The sequence below is a fragment of the Streptomyces sp. NPDC002588 genome, from assembly GCF_040295925.1.
GTDB lineage: Bacteria > Actinomycetota > Actinomycetes > Streptomycetales > Streptomycetaceae > Streptomyces.
This window is the reverse complement of sequence record NZ_JBEOWF010000048.1, coordinates 1-16,081: the sequence shown is the minus strand read 5'-3', so window position 1 is coordinate 16,081 and position 16,081 is coordinate 1. Positions and strand designations below refer to the sequence as shown.

Genomic DNA, 16,081 nt, shown 5'->3' with positions numbered 1-16,081 from the left:
CGGGACGGGAATATTCCCGGAAGGCGGCTCAATCCCGGCCCGGGAGAAATCATTGTCCGAGCAGGGACGATCGCGCCATGCTACTGTCGATGTCAGTTGCAGTAGTGGTTCCCAGAAGATTTTTCCGACGGGTGATCATCACGGCGACCGGAGTCCGCACAGAGCGCGACTCCGCATCCCGCCCCGAAGGAGAATTCATATGAGCACCGGAACCGTGAAGTGGTTCAACGCCGAAAAGGGCTTCGGCTTCATCGCGCAGGACGGCGGCGGCCCCGACGTCTTCGCCCACTACTCCAACATCGCCACCCAGGGCTTCCGCGAGCTGCAGGAAGGCCAGAAGGTGTCGTTCGACATCGCGCAGGGCCAGAAGGGCCCGACGGCGGAGAACATCGTTCCCGCCTGACACCGGCGCTGAAGCGTACTCCGCAGCCGGGACCCGCACCTTGGGGTGCGGGTCCCGGCTCGCTTTCTTTGAGGATTTATTCTTCTCCGGCTCGTTCTCGTTATTCTCTGCGCCGTTCATCTGCTGCGGGAATTCCTTGTTGCGCGCCCGTACCAAGGAAGGTTCCGCATGAATAACGCACGGAAAAACCGCACCACCCGTGGCAGGTCCGGGCCGCCCAGGACCGCCGGTGAGTTCGCGCCGCCCAGGACACTGACACCCGCATTGCCCGCCGTCGACTCGTTCGCCGCTCTCGGCCTTCCGGAGCCGCTGCTGGCCGCGCTCGGCCACGAGGGCGTGAGCGTGCCGTTCCCCATCCAGGGGGCGACCCTGCCCAACTCGCTGGCCGGCCGTGACGTGCTCGGCCGGGGCCGCACCGGCTCGGGCAAGACCCTCGCCTTCGGCCTCGCGCTGCTGGCCCGTACGGCGGGCCGGCGCGCCGAGCCGCGGCGCCCGCTGGCGCTGGTCCTCGTCCCCACCCGGGAACTCGCCCAGCAGGTCACCGACGCGCTCACCCCGTACGCCCGTGCCGTGCGGCTGCGCCTGGCGACCGTGGTCGGCGGGATGTCGATCGGCCGGCAGGCCGGTGCGCTGCGCGGCGGGGCCGAGGTCGTGGTGGCCACGCCCGGACGGCTCAAGGACCTGATCGACCGGGGCGACTGCCGGCTGGACGACGTACGCATCACCGTCCTCGACGAGGCCGACCAGATGGCCGACATGGGCTTCATGCCCCAGGTCACCGCCCTGCTGGACCTGGTGCGCCCGGACGGGCAGCGGATGCTGTTCTCCGCCACCCTCGACCGCAACGTCGACCTGCTGGTCCGCCGCTATCTGACCGACCCCGTGGTGCACTCCGTGGACCCGTCGTCGGCCACCGTCACCACGATGGAGCACCACCTCCTGCACGTGCACGAGGCGGACAAACTGCGGACGACCACCGAGATCGCGGCCCGCGACGGCCGCGTGATCATGTTCCTGGACACCAAGCACGCGGTGGACCGGCTGACCAAGCACCTGCTCGGCAGCGGCGTCCGCGCCGCCGCCCTGCACGGCGGCAAGTCCCAGCCGCAGCGCACCCGGACCCTCGCCCAGTTCAAGGACGGTCACGTGACCGTGCTGGTCGCCACGAACGTCGCGGCCCGCGGCATCCACGTCGACCGCCTCGACCTGGTCGTCAACGTCGATCCGCCCGCCGACCACAAGGACTACCTGCACCGCGGCGGCCGTACGGCACGGGCCGGCGAGTCCGGCAGCGTCGTCACCCTGGTCACCCAGGCCCAGCGCCGCTCCATGAGCCGGCTGATGACCTCGGCCGGCATCACCCCCCAGGTCACCCCGGTCCGCTCGGGCGAGACGGTACTGAGCCGTATCACCGGCGCCCGGACCCCGTCCGGCGTGCCCGTCGTCATCGCCGCACCGCCCGCGGAACGCCCCCGCCGCACCGGCCCCGGCGCGGCCCCGTCCGCCCGCGGGCGTCGCGGTCGCGCCGGCCGGGGCCGGCCCACCGGTGAGGGTGCGCGCCGCGGGCCGCGCCGGGAGTCCCCCGTCACCACCTGACGGCCAAAGCGGCCCCGTCCACCCCGACGGCCCGCCCCGACGCCCCATGTCCCGCTCCGCCGGTCCGGCCCGCCTCGGGCCGGACCGTTTCTCCGTCCCCGTTCCCGTCCCCCTTGGGAGGCATCATGCGCTGTGTCATCGCCCGGTACCCGTTCGAACTGACCAAGGACGGGGTGCTTGACGCCATGAAGGACGTCTCGCCCGAACCCGTCACGGGTGAGTCCGTGACCATCGGCCGCCGCCGCTACCCCGTCAAGCAGGTGGGCGAGGTCGTCACCCGGCAGGACCGCCGCGACTTCACCAGCGGCGAGGTCACCCGGGCCATGACCCGCCTCGGCTTCACCTGCCACCCCCAGCCGGCGCCGGAACCCCGGCCCGACGCCTCGTCGTTCTGGACCCCCTCGCAGCCGCTCGACGGTGCCGCCTTCCCGGACGTGTGAGGACGGCACGGACGATGGTGTTGAATCGGGGCCCTGGCATGCCGTACGGCGCGCCAGGGCCCCGACGCGTCGCATGACGAGGTGACATGACATCAGGCAGTCCGCTCAGCGGTCGACTGGACGACGACGACTACCCCGCCTACACGATGGGCCGGGCGGCCGAGTTGCTCGGCACCACCCCGGGCTTCCTCCGTGCCGTCGGGGAGGCCCGGCTGATCACGCCGCTCCGCTCGGAGGGCGGACACCGCCGGTACTCGCGGTACCAGTTGCGGATCGCCGCCCGGGCCCGTGAACTCGTCGACCAGGGCACCCCGATCGAGGCCGCCTGCCGCATCGTCATCCTCGAGGACCAGTTGGAGGAGGCCCAGCGCATCAACGCCGAGTACCGCCGCGCGGCCGAGGAGAGCTCGCAGGGGTGAGGGCCCTGGGGGACGACGGCCGCCGGCCAGGCTGAAAGGCCGGGCCCGGACGAGGTGAGTCGTCCGGGCCCGGGGCTCACTTGAGGAGCGAGGTTCAGAACACGCCCTTGTAGCTCTGCCAGCCGGTGGCGATCCTCGTGCGGCCGCCGAAGGAGCCCTTGCCGTTGCCGTTGCTCCGCCAGAGGTTGCCCGCGGTGTCGCGGGCCACGAGGTCGGCCTTGCCGTCGCCGGTGATGTCGCCCACGCCGACGACCGTGTTGTACGACGAGCCCCAGTCGTCGAAGACCTTCACCCGGCTCTTGAACCTGCCGGTCGCGGTGCCGTCGTACCGCCACAGTTCGTTCGACTTGTCCTGCACCAGCAGATCGCCGTGGCCGTCGCCGTTCAGGTCACCGGCGCCGACGATCTTCTTGTAGCCCTTCCAGTCGGCCGCGATCCTCACCTTGGCCGAGAGCTTCCCCGTGCTCGTCGCCTTGTAGAGGTAGACGCTCCCGGTGGAGGCCTGACGGGCGATCAGGTCCGCCCGGCCGTCTCCGCTGACGTCCCCCGGCGAGGTCAGCACGTCGTACTGGTTCCAGCCGGTGCCCAGCGAGGTGTAGGGGGTCGTGGGCGTCAGCGCCGCGGCGCAGCCGGGCCGGTAGGCGCGGAGCGTGCCGTTGGAGAGCCGTACGAGCACGTCGTTGCAGCGGTCGCCGCTCAGGTCGCCGAAGGGCACCGCCTTCATGGTCGTCGGCCAGCCGGTGCCCGTCCGCTTCCCGGTGAGGGTTCCGGTGCCGGTGCCGTACTGGTACGTCAGTCCGCCCGAGCCGTTCAGCGTCAGCACCTCGCCGAAGCCGTCCGAGCCGACGAGGTCGCGGCGGACCGGGGTGGCGCCGGTGACCTTCACCGTGCCGGTGTTCGTCAGGGCCGCGCCCTGCCCGTCGGCCGGGGTGGCGGTCAGCGTCCAGGTGTAGGTGCCGTTGGGCACCAGCTTGCCGGCCGTGTCCTTGCCGTTCCACGACGTCGCGATCAGGCCGCCGCGGGCCGTACCGCCGGTCAGGGTCCGCACGGTGGCGCCGGTGGCCTTGTTCCTGAGTGCGAGCTTCCAGGAGGCGGCCGGCTTCGACAGCCACCATCTGGCGCTCCAGGACGCGGCGCCGCCCTTCACGTCGGCCGACCCGGCGACGGCCGAGTCGAGCCGGCCGAGCGGGGAGACCGGAACGCCGCTGGACACCACGTGGGTGTCGTTCCCGGTGTCGACGTAGGCGATCAGGCCGGTGTACGGGTCCACGTCCCAGGGCTGCCCGGAGCGGAGCGCCTCCACGGTGTGCGTCACGGGTGTGCCGCTGCGGACGTCGGTCACCTCGAGTCCGCCGCTCTTCTCCGTGACGACGAATCCGTCACCGAGTTCCGCGGTCCCCCAGGAGTCCCCCTCGGTGAGGGTCAGGCTGGTCTGCGCGACCGTGTCGTAGACGCCCTGCGCCTCGCGCGACCCGACGCAGGACCACAGCAGCCAGCGTCCGACGGCCTGGAGGTCCTCCAGCAGGCACCCGCGTCCGAAGTACACCGACTCGCCGCGCTTGCCGGTGCGGACGTCGACGGGGACGGCGCTGTCGCTGCCGTCGTGCACCCACAGGGTGGTGCCCCACAGCGCCATGCCGTGCTGCGCCGAGGTCAGCACCGTGCCGCCCGTGTCGAGATCGACCACCCGCGTCTGCGAACCGGCCGCCTCGGTGTACTCGGTGGCCATCGCGACGTGGCGGCCCTTGGCGTCCCACACGCGGACGTAGTCGTGCGCGGCGTCGACGGGTGTGCCGGGCAGGGTTCCCGTCGGCTGCACGACCCGGGGCACGCGGTCGCCGCCCGAGGTCCAGGTGTTCCAGACGACCGTGCGGCCGTCCCCGGTCTCCACGATCCCGGGTTCGCCGGTGGTCTCGCCGCGGTTGGTGCGGGAGCCGACCGTGATGGTGTCACCGGTGACGTCGACCGGCCGGCTGTACAGGTATGTACGGCCGACCTCCTCGTCCCGTTCCCGTACGGTCAGCCGGCCGCCCGTGAGGGTGAGGTCCTGTACGGCATCGGGCGAGGGGCTCAGGTCCGAGGCGGCGACCCGCCGGACCACGGGCTTGCCGTCCGCGCCCGCCCGGACCAGGTTCACGCCCCAGTCGGCGATGTCGCCGCCGCTGCCGGGCACCAGGAGTCCGCCGTCGGGGGTCGGCACGGCGAGGGCGAGGCTCTCCGACCGGGCCAGCACGGTCCCCGTCGTCGAGCCGTCGGTGCCGAGCGCGTCGACCCGCCAGACCGGCAGACCGCCGTCCTTGGCGCCGAGCGAGGAGTCGTAGCGGGAGACGAGGAGCGTGTCGCCGACCATGCCCACCAGGTGGGTCGCGCCGTCGTCCGCCAGCGGCACGGTCCGCACCGGGGTGGTCAGGTCGTCCCGGGAGTAGACGGAGACGGTGCCGGTGAGGGTGTCCCAGGACACCAGGTGGGTGGCGGTGAGGACGGTGCGGCCGGTGGCGGAGACGACCGGGTTGTAGGGCAGTTCGACCAGCCGGCCCTCGTCGGCGTCGAGCCAGGCGCTCTTCTGCGTCCAGCCGACCCAGTGCTGGACCAGCATGCCGTGGGCGTCGCCCACGGGCGAGTCGCCGTCGTTCACCCCGGTGGCGCCGTCCGGGACGCCCGTCACCGTACGGTCTCGCACCGTGCCGTCGTCCTGGACGTCGAACAGATGCCAGGCCGACAGGTCCGGCCCGGTGGTCACCACGGTCCGGCCCAGCGTGCCCCGGTACGTGTGGCCCTCGGGGAGCGGGATCTCCGTCCCGGTCCCCCCGGCCGCCATGTCCCGCAGCGTCACGGTCCGCGTGGCGTCGTCGTAGCGGGCGACCACGTCCGAGCCGGCGCCGAACTCCGGCATGCCCCAGATCTCGGTGGCCGAGGAGTCCACCACCGTGTCCTCACCCGTGTAGGCGGTCCACAGGTGGCCGCGCCCGGGTTCGTAGCGCAGGAATCCCGAGGCTCCGGCGCTCAACAGGGCGGTTCCGGGCAGTTGGTACGTCCGTGCCGGGATGACCACCTCCGCGGCCGGTGCCGCCTGGGCGGACGTGACCAGCGGTCCGAGACCCACGGCCAGGGCGAGCGAGGCGGCGGCGGCGATGCCGCCGCGTATGAGGGCAGGTCTGCCCACGCGGTTCCTCCAGCGGAAGCGAAGATTTTGCCGGATATTAGCAAGATTCCGGCCCGCTCATGACAAGGAAGCATTCTTCGCGAAGACCTCGGGGGATTGGGCGGCATGCATCCCGGCTGCCCCCCTGCTTTCGTGGTGCGGTACCGCCGGCGCACTTCTTTTGCACATCCGGTTCCTACGCTCCCGGCGCACAGTCCGCCCAGCACAGGGAGTCGTCGTGACACTGGTCATCGCCACCGCAACGCCGTTCCACGGCCACGTCCAGCCCGTCCTCACCGTGACCGCCGACCTCGTACGGCGGGGCCACGAGGTGGTCGTGCTGACCGGGAGCCGGTTCGCCGAGGACGTCCGGGCCGTCGGTGCCCTTCCCGTGTCGTTGCCGCCCTCGGCGGACTTCGACGACCGGAAGCTGGACCTGTTCTTCCCCGAACGGGCGGCGCTGTCGCCGGGGCCGGCCCAGCTGACGTACGACATGAAGCACATCTTCGGCGACCCGACCGCGGCGCAGTACCGGGCGCTGCGCAACCTGCTGGACCGCCGCTTCCCGGCGTCCGTCGTGATCAGCGATCCGCTGTTCCTGGGGGCGACCGCGCTGGCCCTCTCGGCACCGCCCGGGCGCCGGCCGGTCACCGTCAGCCTCGGCATCACCCTGCCCACCCTGCTCAGCGAGGACGCCCCGCCCATCGGGTTCGGTCTCCCGCCGCTGGTGGGCGAGGACGCGAGGCAGCGGCACCGCGAGATGAACGACCAGGTCAAGGAGGTCTTCGCGGACGCCCAGCGGCACATCGAGGAGAACTTCGGGGAGAGCGGCACCCGGCTTCCCGGATTCGTCCTCGACTGTCTGGTCACCGTGCCCGACCACTACCTCCAGCTGACCGTCCCGGGGTTCGAGTACCCGCGCCGTGACGTGCCGTCCTCGTTCCGGTTCGTCGGGCCGCTGGGCGACGCGCCGCACACGGCGGCGGCGGAGCCGAGGCCGCTGCCGGAGTGGTGGGGCGAGGTGGAGCACGCCGGGCGGCCCGTCGTCGTGGTCACCCAGGGCTCCTTCGACAACCGCGACCTGGGGCGGCTCGTGCGGCCCGCCGTCGACGGGCTGGCCGGTGCGGACGTGCTGGTCGTGGCCGTGACCGGGCGCGCGGACGGCCCGGCCGAGATGGAGGCCGCGGGCGCCGTGCCGGCGAACGTCCGGCTCGGCGGGTACGTCCCCTTCGAGCGGCTGCTGCCGCATGCCTCCGTCCTCGTCACCAACGGCGGCTACGGCGGTGTCCACCAGGCCCTGCGGCACGGGGTACCGATCGTGGTGGGCGGGGACGGCGAGGACAAGCCGGAGATCGCGGCGCGGGTGCGGTGGAGCGGCGCCGGGCTCGATCTGCGCACCGGGCGGCCCACACCGGACGCCGTCCGGGAGGCCGTGCTCGCGGTGCTGGCCGAGCCCGGGCACCGTCGGCGGGCGGCCGAACTGGCCGCCGAGTTCGACCGTCATGACGCACTCGCCGCCATCGCGGAGGTGGTGACCGCCGCGGGGTGACACCGCCGCGCCCCCCGCCACGCCTGTTTTGTCCGGCCCCGTGAACGCCCCTCCCGCACTGCCTAGCATGACGATCCGGTCGGTGGTGGAGGTGGAGGGTTCCGATGAGACCGGTCCCGTTACGGTTCACGGTTCTTGGCGAGGTACGGATCTGGCGCGACGGAGCCGAGGTGGACCCGGGCCCTCCGCTGCGCCGGACCCTGCTCGCCCTGCTGCTGGCCAGGGCCGGTTCCCCGGTGCAACTGCCCGACATCGTCGACTGGTTGTGGGGTGAGCGGGCGCCCACGCGAGCGGTGAACATGGTGCACCGTCATGTGGGCGCCCTGCGCAGGCTGTTGGAGCCCGAGCTGCCGCCGCGTGCCGAAGGCGGTCTGCTGCTGCGCGGCGGTGGCGGCTACCGGCTGGTGGTCCCGGCCGACTCCGTCGACCTGCTGCGCTTCCGCCTGCTCGCACGCAGGGCCCGGGACGTGCTCGGCCGGAGCGGGCCGGAGTCCGCCGTGGACGTGTTCGCCGAGGCGCTCGCGCTGCGCGAAGGTCCGGCCGCCGGCTGTCCGGCGCAGGCGCCCGCGCATCCGGTCTTCGTCGAGCTGGACCGGGAGTACGACGCCGTGGTGCGGGAAGCCGCGGGGGTCGCGCTCGAATGCGGCAGGGCGGACCGGGTCCTGCCCGCCCTGTCCGCGAGCGCCGAGCGCCACCCGCTCGACGAGGGGATGCAGGCGCTGCTCGTGAGTTCCCTCGCGGCGACCGGGCGCCGCGACCGGGCCCTCGCGGTGTTCCGCACGACGGCCGGCCGGCTCGCCGACGAACTGGGCGTGGACCCCGGCCCCGAACTCACCACCGCCCGGCTGCGGGCGGAGGGGGAGGACCCCGCCCGCACGGAACCCCCCGTCACTCCCCCGGCCTTCACCCCCGCCCAACTCCCCTCCTCGCTGCCCGCCTTCGCCGGCCGCGAGGCCGAACTGCACCGTCTGCGCGCCCTCCTCGACGGCGCGGACGGCATCCGCGCAGGATCCGGCGACACCACCGCCCCCCTCGTCTGCGCCATCGGCGGCACGGCCGGCGTCGGCAAGACCGCCCTCGCCCTGCGCCTCGCCCACGAGGTGGCCGACCGCTTCCCGGACGGTCAGCTGTACGTCAACCTGCGCGGCTTCGACCCCGCCGCCACGCCCACACCGGCGCGGCACGCCGTACGGGCGTTCCTGGACGCCCTCGGCGTACCGGCCGCGCGGGTGCCCGACTCGCCCGACGCGCAGACCGCCCTGTACCGCAGTCTGCTGGCGGGGCGCCGGATGCTGGTGCTGCTCGACAACGCCCGTGACGCGGCACAGGTCCGGCCGCTGCTGCCCGGTACGGCGGGCTGCCTCGTCCTCGTCACCAGCCGCAACCGGCTCACCGGCCTGGCCTCCGCCGACGGAGCCCATCCCTTCACCCTGGACGTGCTCACACCGGACGACGCCCGTGCCGTGCTGGCGCTGCGGATCGGCGCCGAACGGGCGGCCGCCGAGCCCGAGGCCGTGGCCGAGATCGTCTCGCTCACCGCACGGCTGCCCCTGGCGCTCGCGATCGTCGCCGCGCGGGCGGTGGCCCACCCCGCCTTCCCGCTCGCCACCCTGGCCGAGGAGTTGCGGGGCACGTCACGCGGACCGGACGGTTCACGCGGACTCGAGGGACCGGGCGCACTCGACGGTTTCCGGCACTCCGGGTCCGACACCGCGACCGACGTACGCGCGGTCTTCTCGTGGTCGTACGACGCCCTCGGGCCGGGCGCGGCCAGGCTCTTCCGGCTGCTCGCCCTGCACCCCGGGCCCGATCTCACCGTCCCCGCCGCTGCGGCGCTGGCGGACCTGCCCGTGGGGCGGACCCGCCCGCTGCTCGGCGAACTCGCCGACGCCCACCTGCTCACCGAGCGCACGCCCGGCCGGTACGCCGTCCACGACCTGCTGCACGCCTACGCCGCCGAGCTCCTGCACACCACCGACAGCACGGCGCAGCGGCGGGCCGCGCGACGCCGGCTGCTCGACCACTGTCTGCACACCGCGTACGCCGCCGCGCTGCTCTTCGACGCCCCGACGGCCCTCATCACTCCCGTGGCACCCGCCCAGCCCCTGCCGGAGACCCGGCCGGCCGCCCTGGACGCGGCGGGCGCCCAGCTCTGGTTCCGGACCGAACGGCCCGTCCTGCTCGGCGCGTTCCGGCAGGCCGTGGACAGCGGACTCGACGCCCACGTCTGGCAGTTGGCGTGGTGCCTGGAGCGCTTCCACGAACGGTTCGGGCACTGGCACGAGTACCTCGCCGTGCAACGCGCCGCGCTGCCGGCCGCCCACCGCCTGCGTGACCCCGTCGCCCTCGGGCACGCCCGTCGCGCACTCGGCCGGGCCTGCATGATGCTGCGGCGCTTCGCCGAGGCGGAGGAGCACCTGCGGTACGCGCGGGGCTGGTTCGAGGAGGCAGCGGACGGCAACGGCGAGGCCGAGGTCCGGCTGGCCCGGTGGGCCGTGCTCACCCGTCAGGAGAGGTTCGGGGAGGCGCTCGACGAACTCGCCCCCGCACTCGACCTGTACCGGGCGTCCGCGCAGCGCAAGGGGCAGGCGTACGTGCTGGTGTCACGGGCCTGGGGGGAGGCGTGTACCGGCGACTGCCACGGCGCGCTCACCCACGCCCACCAGGCGCTCGCCCTGTTCCAGGAGCTCGGGGTCCGGATCGCCGAGGGCTACACCTGGGACACCCTGGGCCACGTCCACGGCCGGCTGGGCGAGCACCGGCGGTCCGTGACCTGTCACGAGCGGGCGCTCGCCGTGTTCCGGGAGGTCGGCGACCTGTTCAACGAGGCGGGCGTGCTGGACCGGCTCGGCGACGCACGGCTCGCGGCCGGTGACCGGGCCGGCGCGCTGGCCACCTGGCGGGACGCGCGGGACGCGATGCAGGACTTCGACCCGGTCTGGGCGGCCGAGGTACGGGCGAAGACCGAGCGGCACGCGCAAACACCGTAACCCTGTCCTCTACCCCGGTCACAAGGCAGGCACACTTCGTCCACTACCCCCTGCCTACGCTCCCGCCATCCAGCAACTCCCTTGCAAGAGGAGCGCGTTCAGTGACGTACACCATGATCAACGGAAACCGGCTGTTCCACACCGACGAGGGCCCGGGCGCCGACCGCGGCGGCGAGACGCTGCTGCTGGTGCACGGCGCGACCTGCGACTCGCACGACTTCGCCGCGCAGATCGGCGCCTTCTCCGCGCGGCACCGGGTGATCGCGCCGGACCTGCGCGGCCACGGCCGCTCCTCAGGACTCACCGGCGGACAGCGGCCGCGCGACTTCGCCGCGGACCTGTCGGAGCTGCTCGACGACATCGACGCCGGGCCGGTGGTCGTGGTCGGGCACTCGCTGGGCGCCCTGGTCGCCTCGGTCCTCGCGGTCGAGTACCCGTCCCTGGTGCGGGGCGTGGTCGCCGTGGACCCCTCCTACGGCTTCGAGGCCGAGTTCGCGCCGCAGCTCGCCGCCGCCTTCCGGGTCCCGGACCCGGTCGGGACCGCCGCGACCGTCCTCGGCGGGCTGGAGAACAACGCGGCGGCCGGGCCCGAGGCGGAGGCGCTGCGCGTCTGGCACCGGCGGCGGATCCTCGGCATGGATCCGATGACGGTACGGGACGTCTTCCACGGCCTGTTCGACGAGGCGGCGACCCCGCTGACCGTGCGGCCCGGGGTGGAGACCTATCTGTCCCGCCGTGCCTGCCCGGTGCTGTCGTTGTCGTCCGCCGCGTCCCTCAAGGCCAAGGGGATCGACGGGGACTGGGAGCCGTCGCTGAGCAGCCACCCCTACAGCGCCTCGGTGGTGCTGGAGGGGGTCGGCCACTGGTTCTTCCAGGAGCGTCCGGCCGAGTTCAACGCGCTGGTGCTGGGCTGGATCGACGGACTTCCGGCCGCCTGACCGGCGACGGCGGGCGGGCACGGCGTACGTACGCACGGGGCGGATCGAGGGCTACGACGGTGAGGATGCGGTTCACGGTGCTGGGACCGGTGCGGGTCTGGCGCGGCGGCGAGGAGGTGCGGCTCGGGGCGGCTCAGCAGCGGCTGCTGCTGGCGCTGCTGATGGCGCACGCGGGGCGGCCGGTGGCCCTGGAGGAGGCGGTGCACGCACTGTGGGGCGAGTCGCCGCCGGGGTCGCCCGCGAACGCCGTGTACCGGCACGTCGGGGTGGTGCGGCGGCTGCTGGAACCGCAGCTGGCGATCCGGGAGACGGGCGGCTGGCTGGTGCGGGACGCGGGAGGGTACCGGCTGAACGCCTCGCCGGACAGCCTGGACCTGCTGCGGTTCCGGGAGCTGGTGCGGCGGGCGCGGGCCGCCGCCGACGTACCGCTCTTCGTGGAAGCGCTCTCCCTGCGCACCGGTGCCGTCGCCACGGGGGTGCCGATGGAGGCCCGCTCGCATCCGGCGTTCACCGCGCTGGAACGGGAGTACCTGGCGGTGGTGAAGGAGGCGGCCGACGCGCTGCCGGCGAACGGCGGCCCCGCGGACGGGCAGCTGCTCGCCGTACTGCACCGCACGGCCGCCGACCACCCGCTCGACGAACCGCTCCAGGCCCGTCTGGTGCGCGCGCTTGCGGCCACCGGGCAGCGGGCCGAGGCCCTGGAGACCTGGCAGCGGGTACGGTCCCTGCTCCACACCGAGCTGGGCGTCACCCCCGGCGCCGAACTGCGCGCGGCCCAGCAAGCGGCCCTCCACCGCGACACGGGCCCCCGGCCCGGCGGCGCCGGCCGGCCGGCGTCCGCCCCCACGGCCCCTGACGGCCCCTCCCCCGCCGACCGCACGCTCTCGGCCCACGGCCGGACAACCCCCGCCCCCGCTCCGGGCCGCACCGTGCCTCCTCCCGGCCCCGCCGCTCCCACGCCGTCGGCCCCCCGGCTCTCCGCCGTTCCCGCTCTCGCCGGAGTGGGGGAAGCGGAGGATTCCGGGGGCTCGGGGGCCGTGCCTCTCGTTCGGCCCGCTCAACTGCCGTCCGATCTCGCGACCTTCGCGGGACGCAGGAGCGAGCTCGCCGTGCTGACGGGGCTGGCGGCGGACACCGCGCCGCCGGGCGTGCGGATCGCCGTGGTCAGCGGCATGGGCGGGGTCGGCAAGACCACCCTGGCCGTCCGCTGGGCGCACCGCGTCGCCCACCGCTTCCCCGACGGGCAGCTGTACGTCGATCTGCGCGGCTTCGACCCGAACGGCACCGCGACGGATCCGGGACAGGCCCTGCGCGGATTCCTGGAGGCCCTCGGCGTGCCCGCGCAGCGGATACCGGCCGGGGCCGACGCCCAGACGGGGCTGTACCGCAGTCTGCTGGCCCGGCGCCGCGTGCTGATCCTGCTCGACAACGCGCGCGACGCCGAACAGGTCCGCCCGCTGCTCCCGGGCAGCCCCGGCTGTCTGGTCGTCGTCACCAGCCGCGACCGGCTCTTCGGGCTGGTCACGGCCGAGGCCGCGCACCCCCTGGCCCTGGACCGGCTCCCCGCCGCCGAGGCCCGTGAGTCCCTGGCCCGGCGGCTCGGCGCGGGCCGGGTCCTGGCCGATCCCGCGGCCGTCGACGAGATCGTCACCCGCTGCGCGGGGCTCCCGCTGGCCCTGGCCGTCGTCGCCACCCGCGCCGCCGCCCACCCGGACTTCCCGCTCACCGCGATCGCGGAGGAACTGCGCGCTGCGCACGGCAGCCTCGACGCGTTCACGGACACGGACCCCGCGGGGGACGTACGGGCGGTGTTCTCCTGGTCGTACCGTGCGCTGTCCCGCGGTGCGGCGCGGCTGCTGCGGCTGCTGTCCCCGCACCCCGGCCCGGACGTCACGCTGCCCGCCGCGACCGCCCTCGCGGGCGGCACCCCGGAGGAGGTCCGCGGTCTGCTGGCCGAGCTCGCCCGCTCCCACCTCCTCACCGAGCATGTCCCCGGCCGCTACTCCTGCCACGACCTGCTCCGCACCTACGCGAGGGAACGCGCCGCCGAACACGACCGCGCGGACGCGCGGGAGGCAGCCGTACGCCGCCTGCTCGACCACTGCCTGCACACCGCGCACGCCGCGGGGCGGCTCTACTCCCCCTGGTGGACGGTCAGCCCGCTGCCCACCCCACGCCCCGGTTCCGTCACCGCCTTCACCGACGACGGGCAGGCGCTGCGCTGGTACACGGCCGAGCGGCAGGTGCTGCACGCCGTCGCCGCGCTGGCCGGGGAACAGGGGTACGACGCCCATGTCTGGTCCCTGGCGTGGACGTTGGAGCGGTTCATGGACCGGCAGGGCCACTGGCACGAGTCCGCCGCCCTGCAACGCGCCGGCCTCGACGCGGCCGTGCGCGACGGCCACCCCACCGCACAGGCCCATCTGCACCGCGGCCTGGCCCGCGCCTTCGCCCGTCTCGAACGCCACGACGACGCCCGCGTCCACATCCGCGCCTCCCTGGACGGTTTCGCCGCACTCGGCGACCGGCTCGGCCTCGCGCACGCGCACCGCTGCCACGGCTGGCTGCTCGACCGGACACGGGACCACGACGGGGCGCTGGAGGCGGCCGGCCGGGCGCTCGCCCTCTACCGGGCCGTCGGCGACCGGGTCGCGGAGACGAGCGCGCTGCACGCCCTGGGCTGGACCCATGTGCTGCGGGGCGACCACCGCCGGGCCGCCGCCCACTTCGAGCAGGCCCTGACCGGACTCGCCGGGCTCGAAGGGACCCGCTACGGCGAGGCCGGCGCCTGGGACAGCCTCGGTGTCGCCCGCCACCACCTGGGCGAACACGAGCGGGCCGTGGCCTGCTTCCAGTGCGCGCTACGGCTCTACCGTGAGGTCGGCGACACGTTCAGCGAGGCGGGGACGCTGCGGCATCTCGGTGACACCTACCTCGCAACGGGCGATCCCGGCTCGGCCCGCACGGTCTGGGAGCGCGCCCTGCGCCTGCTCGCCCGCACCGACCCGACGGGCGCCGCGGAGCTGCGGACCCGGCTGCACGCCTTGGGCGACGAGGTGCCGGCGCCACGCCTCACCGCCGTCACCGCACCACGGCCGCCCCAGGACCTGCCGTAGATCCGTTCCGCTCTCGCCCACCTGCCCGACCGTTTCAGCAACTCGGCTGCCGCCGAGCTCGGCGGGTGCGCGTCGAGCCGCGCGGCGACGGAACCGCCGGCGACGACGCCTCGCAGAACGTGCCGGCTTCCCCCCGGAGCGGGGGCGGCGTCCGTCAGCGCGCCACCGTGCCGGCGGCCCGGGCCGCCTCGACGAACGCGGTGATCAGAGCGGGGTCCTTGACGCCCCGGCTGCTCTCCACCCCGCTGGAGACGTCGACACCCCAGGGGCGGGCGGCGGCGACGGCGTCCGCCACGTTGTCCGGGGTGAGCCCGCCGGCCAGCAGCCACCTCTCCGCCGGACCGGCCCCGGCGGACGGCTGCGGCATCCTCGACCAGTCCCAGGCCACACCGGAGCCCGGCACCGGCGCGTCGAGCAGGAGCAGGTCCTCGCCGAACTCCCCGCAGCGCGGCACGGAGTCACCGAAGGCCGCGGCGCGGATCAGCGTCCAGCCGCCCGTCGCGAGGTCGTCGTAGTAGCCACGGTCCTCGGGGCCGTGCAGCTGGACGGCCCGGATGCCCGCGGCGGCGGCCAGCGACCGGACGTCGTCCAGGGGCTCCTCGCGGAACACGCCGACGGTCAGGACGTGTTCCGGGATCCGGCGGCACAGCCGGGCGGCGGTCGCGGCGTCGACACGGCGCGGGCTGGCCGAGAACACGAACCCGATGGCGTCGGCGCCGGCCGCCACGGCGGTGTCGACGTCGTGCTCGGTCCGCAGACCGCAGATCTTGACGAAGAGACGGTCGGACGGTCGGCCGGAGAGCCCGTCGGCGGGGGCGTTGAGGTTGCTCACGGGTCCAGCCTGCCGCACCGCACGCCCCGGCGCGGCGAACCCCGGTCGCCCCCTCGCCCGACATGCCGTTGTCGGTGCGCCCGGTTAGTCTCCGGGACAGTGCCCCTCTGCCTCGTTCAGGAGGATTCCATGGCCTCGCGACTCAACCCGTACCTCAGCTTCGCCGGCGACGCCCGGCAGGCGCTGGAGTTCTACCAGGGGGTCTTCGGCGGCGACCTGTCCGTGAACACGTACGGCGACTTCGGCCAGGGCGACGCCCCGGGCTCCGCCGGCGCGGACAAGATCATGCACGGCATGCTGGAGACCCCCGCCGGCTTCACCCTGATGGCCGCCGACAACCCGCCCGGCACGCAGTTCACCGCCGGGAACAACTTCTCCGTGAGCCTGAGCGGCGACGACGCGGCCGACCTGCGCGGCTACTGGGAGAAGCTGTCCGCCGGCGGCGCGGTGGCGGTACCGCTGGACAAGCAGATGTGGGGCGACGTGTTCGGCATGTGCACCGACCGCTTCGGCATCGCGTGGATGGTCAACATCACGGAGGCGCAGAGCTGACACCCGAGCCTAGTGCCGCGGCAGGCAACGTTTGCCCGTCAAGGAGCGGCGTCCGGCGCGTGCTCTCGGCGTGCCGGGTGCAAGCCCTCGTACTGGATGTACTT

11 protein-coding genes are annotated in these 16,081 nt (G+C 74.0%); 9 read left to right on the top strand and 2 right to left on the bottom strand.

Annotation, left to right across the window (positions count from 1 at the left end; all coding sequences use genetic code 11):
- The first annotated feature begins 199 nt into the window (after positions 1-199).
- The 4 genes from ABT057_RS39430 (at position 200) to ABT057_RS39415 (ending at position 2,858) form a co-directional block, all read left to right on the top strand.
- Entirely contained in the window at positions 200-403 is a 204-nt protein-coding gene (locus ABT057_RS39430) for a cold-shock protein (RefSeq protein ID WP_352348741.1), read from the top strand.
- A gap of 168 nt (positions 404-571) precedes the next feature.
- The gene (locus tag ABT057_RS39425) at positions 572-1,999 is read left to right on the top strand and encodes a DEAD/DEAH box helicase (RefSeq protein WP_352348740.1); all 1,428 of its coding nucleotides are present in this window, start codon (positions 572-574) and stop codon (positions 1,997-1,999) included.
- Positions 2,000-2,124: 125 nt separating this feature from the next.
- Positions 2,125-2,439, top strand: a complete 315-nt coding sequence (locus tag ABT057_RS39420) for an SCO5918 family protein (protein ID WP_352348739.1) — start codon at positions 2,125-2,127, stop codon at positions 2,437-2,439.
- Positions 2,440-2,525: 86 nt separating this feature from the next.
- Positions 2,526-2,858, top strand: a complete 333-nt coding sequence (locus ABT057_RS39415; RefSeq protein ID WP_352348738.1) for a MerR family transcriptional regulator — start codon at positions 2,526-2,528, stop codon at positions 2,856-2,858.
- A gap of 94 nt (positions 2,859-2,952) precedes the next feature.
- Here the strand turns inward: ABT057_RS39415 and ABT057_RS39410 are convergent, their stop codons facing one another.
- Entirely contained in the window at positions 2,953-6,021 is a 3,069-nt protein-coding gene (locus ABT057_RS39410) for an FG-GAP-like repeat-containing protein (protein ID WP_352348737.1), read from the bottom strand.
- Between the two features lie 217 nt (positions 6,022-6,238).
- Between ABT057_RS39410 and ABT057_RS39405 the strand changes: the two genes are divergently transcribed.
- The 4 genes from ABT057_RS39405 (at position 6,239) to ABT057_RS39390 (ending at position 14,593) form a co-directional block, all read left to right on the top strand.
- Positions 6,239-7,549, top strand: a complete 1,311-nt coding sequence (locus tag ABT057_RS39405) for a nucleotide disphospho-sugar-binding domain-containing protein (RefSeq protein ID WP_352348736.1) — start codon at positions 6,239-6,241, stop codon at positions 7,547-7,549.
- 104 nt (positions 7,550-7,653) lie between these two features.
- Positions 7,654-10,539 carry an AfsR/SARP family transcriptional regulator gene (locus tag ABT057_RS39400; RefSeq protein ID WP_352348735.1) on the top strand — a complete coding sequence of 962 codons (2,886 nt, stop codon included), beginning with the start codon at positions 7,654-7,656 and terminating at the stop codon, positions 10,537-10,539.
- 101 nt (positions 10,540-10,640) lie between these two features.
- A complete protein-coding gene (locus ABT057_RS39395) occupies positions 10,641-11,477 on the top strand; it encodes an alpha/beta fold hydrolase (protein ID WP_352348734.1) in 837 nt (278 codons plus the stop codon).
- 65 nt (positions 11,478-11,542) lie between these two features.
- A complete protein-coding gene (locus ABT057_RS39390) occupies positions 11,543-14,593 on the top strand; it encodes an AfsR/SARP family transcriptional regulator (protein WP_352348733.1) in 3,051 nt (1,016 codons plus the stop codon).
- Positions 14,594-14,747: 154 nt separating this feature from the next.
- Here ABT057_RS39390 and ABT057_RS39385 read toward each other — a convergent pair whose 3' ends face one another.
- Positions 14,748-15,425, bottom strand: coding sequence for a phosphoribosylanthranilate isomerase (locus tag ABT057_RS39385; RefSeq protein WP_352348732.1), 678 nt, complete (start codon positions 15,423-15,425; stop codon positions 14,748-14,750).
- 129 nt (positions 15,426-15,554) lie between these two features.
- On the opposite strand from ABT057_RS39385, the gene ABT057_RS39380 reads away from it, so the two are divergent.
- Positions 15,555-15,977: a VOC family protein gene (locus ABT057_RS39380; RefSeq protein WP_352348731.1), complete on the top strand. Its 423-nt coding sequence runs from the start codon at positions 15,555-15,557 to the stop codon at positions 15,975-15,977.
- Positions 15,978-16,081: the final 104 nt, after the last annotated feature.

What these genes read in the sequence shown, in the direction of transcription:
- ABT057_RS39420 (WP_352348739.1), top strand. Translation starts at nt 2,125, where the DNA reads ATGCGCTGTGTCATCGCCCGGTACCCGTTCGAACTGACCAAGGACGGG.
- ABT057_RS39415 (WP_352348738.1), top strand. Translation starts at nt 2,526, where the DNA reads ATGACATCAGGCAGTCCGCTCAGCGGTCGACTGGACGACGACGACTAC.
- ABT057_RS39380 (WP_352348731.1), top strand. Translation starts at nt 15,555, where the DNA reads ATGGCCTCGCGACTCAACCCGTACCTCAGCTTCGCCGGCGACGCCCGG.
- ABT057_RS39390 (WP_352348733.1), top strand. Translation starts at nt 11,543, where the DNA reads ATGCGGTTCACGGTGCTGGGACCGGTGCGGGTCTGGCGCGGCGGCGAG.
- ABT057_RS39400 (WP_352348735.1), top strand. Translation starts at nt 7,654, where the DNA reads ATGAGACCGGTCCCGTTACGGTTCACGGTTCTTGGCGAGGTACGGATC.
- ABT057_RS39425 (WP_352348740.1), top strand. Translation starts at nt 572, where the DNA reads ATGAATAACGCACGGAAAAACCGCACCACCCGTGGCAGGTCCGGGCCG.
- ABT057_RS39430 (WP_352348741.1), top strand. Translation starts at nt 200, where the DNA reads ATGAGCACCGGAACCGTGAAGTGGTTCAACGCCGAAAAGGGCTTCGGC.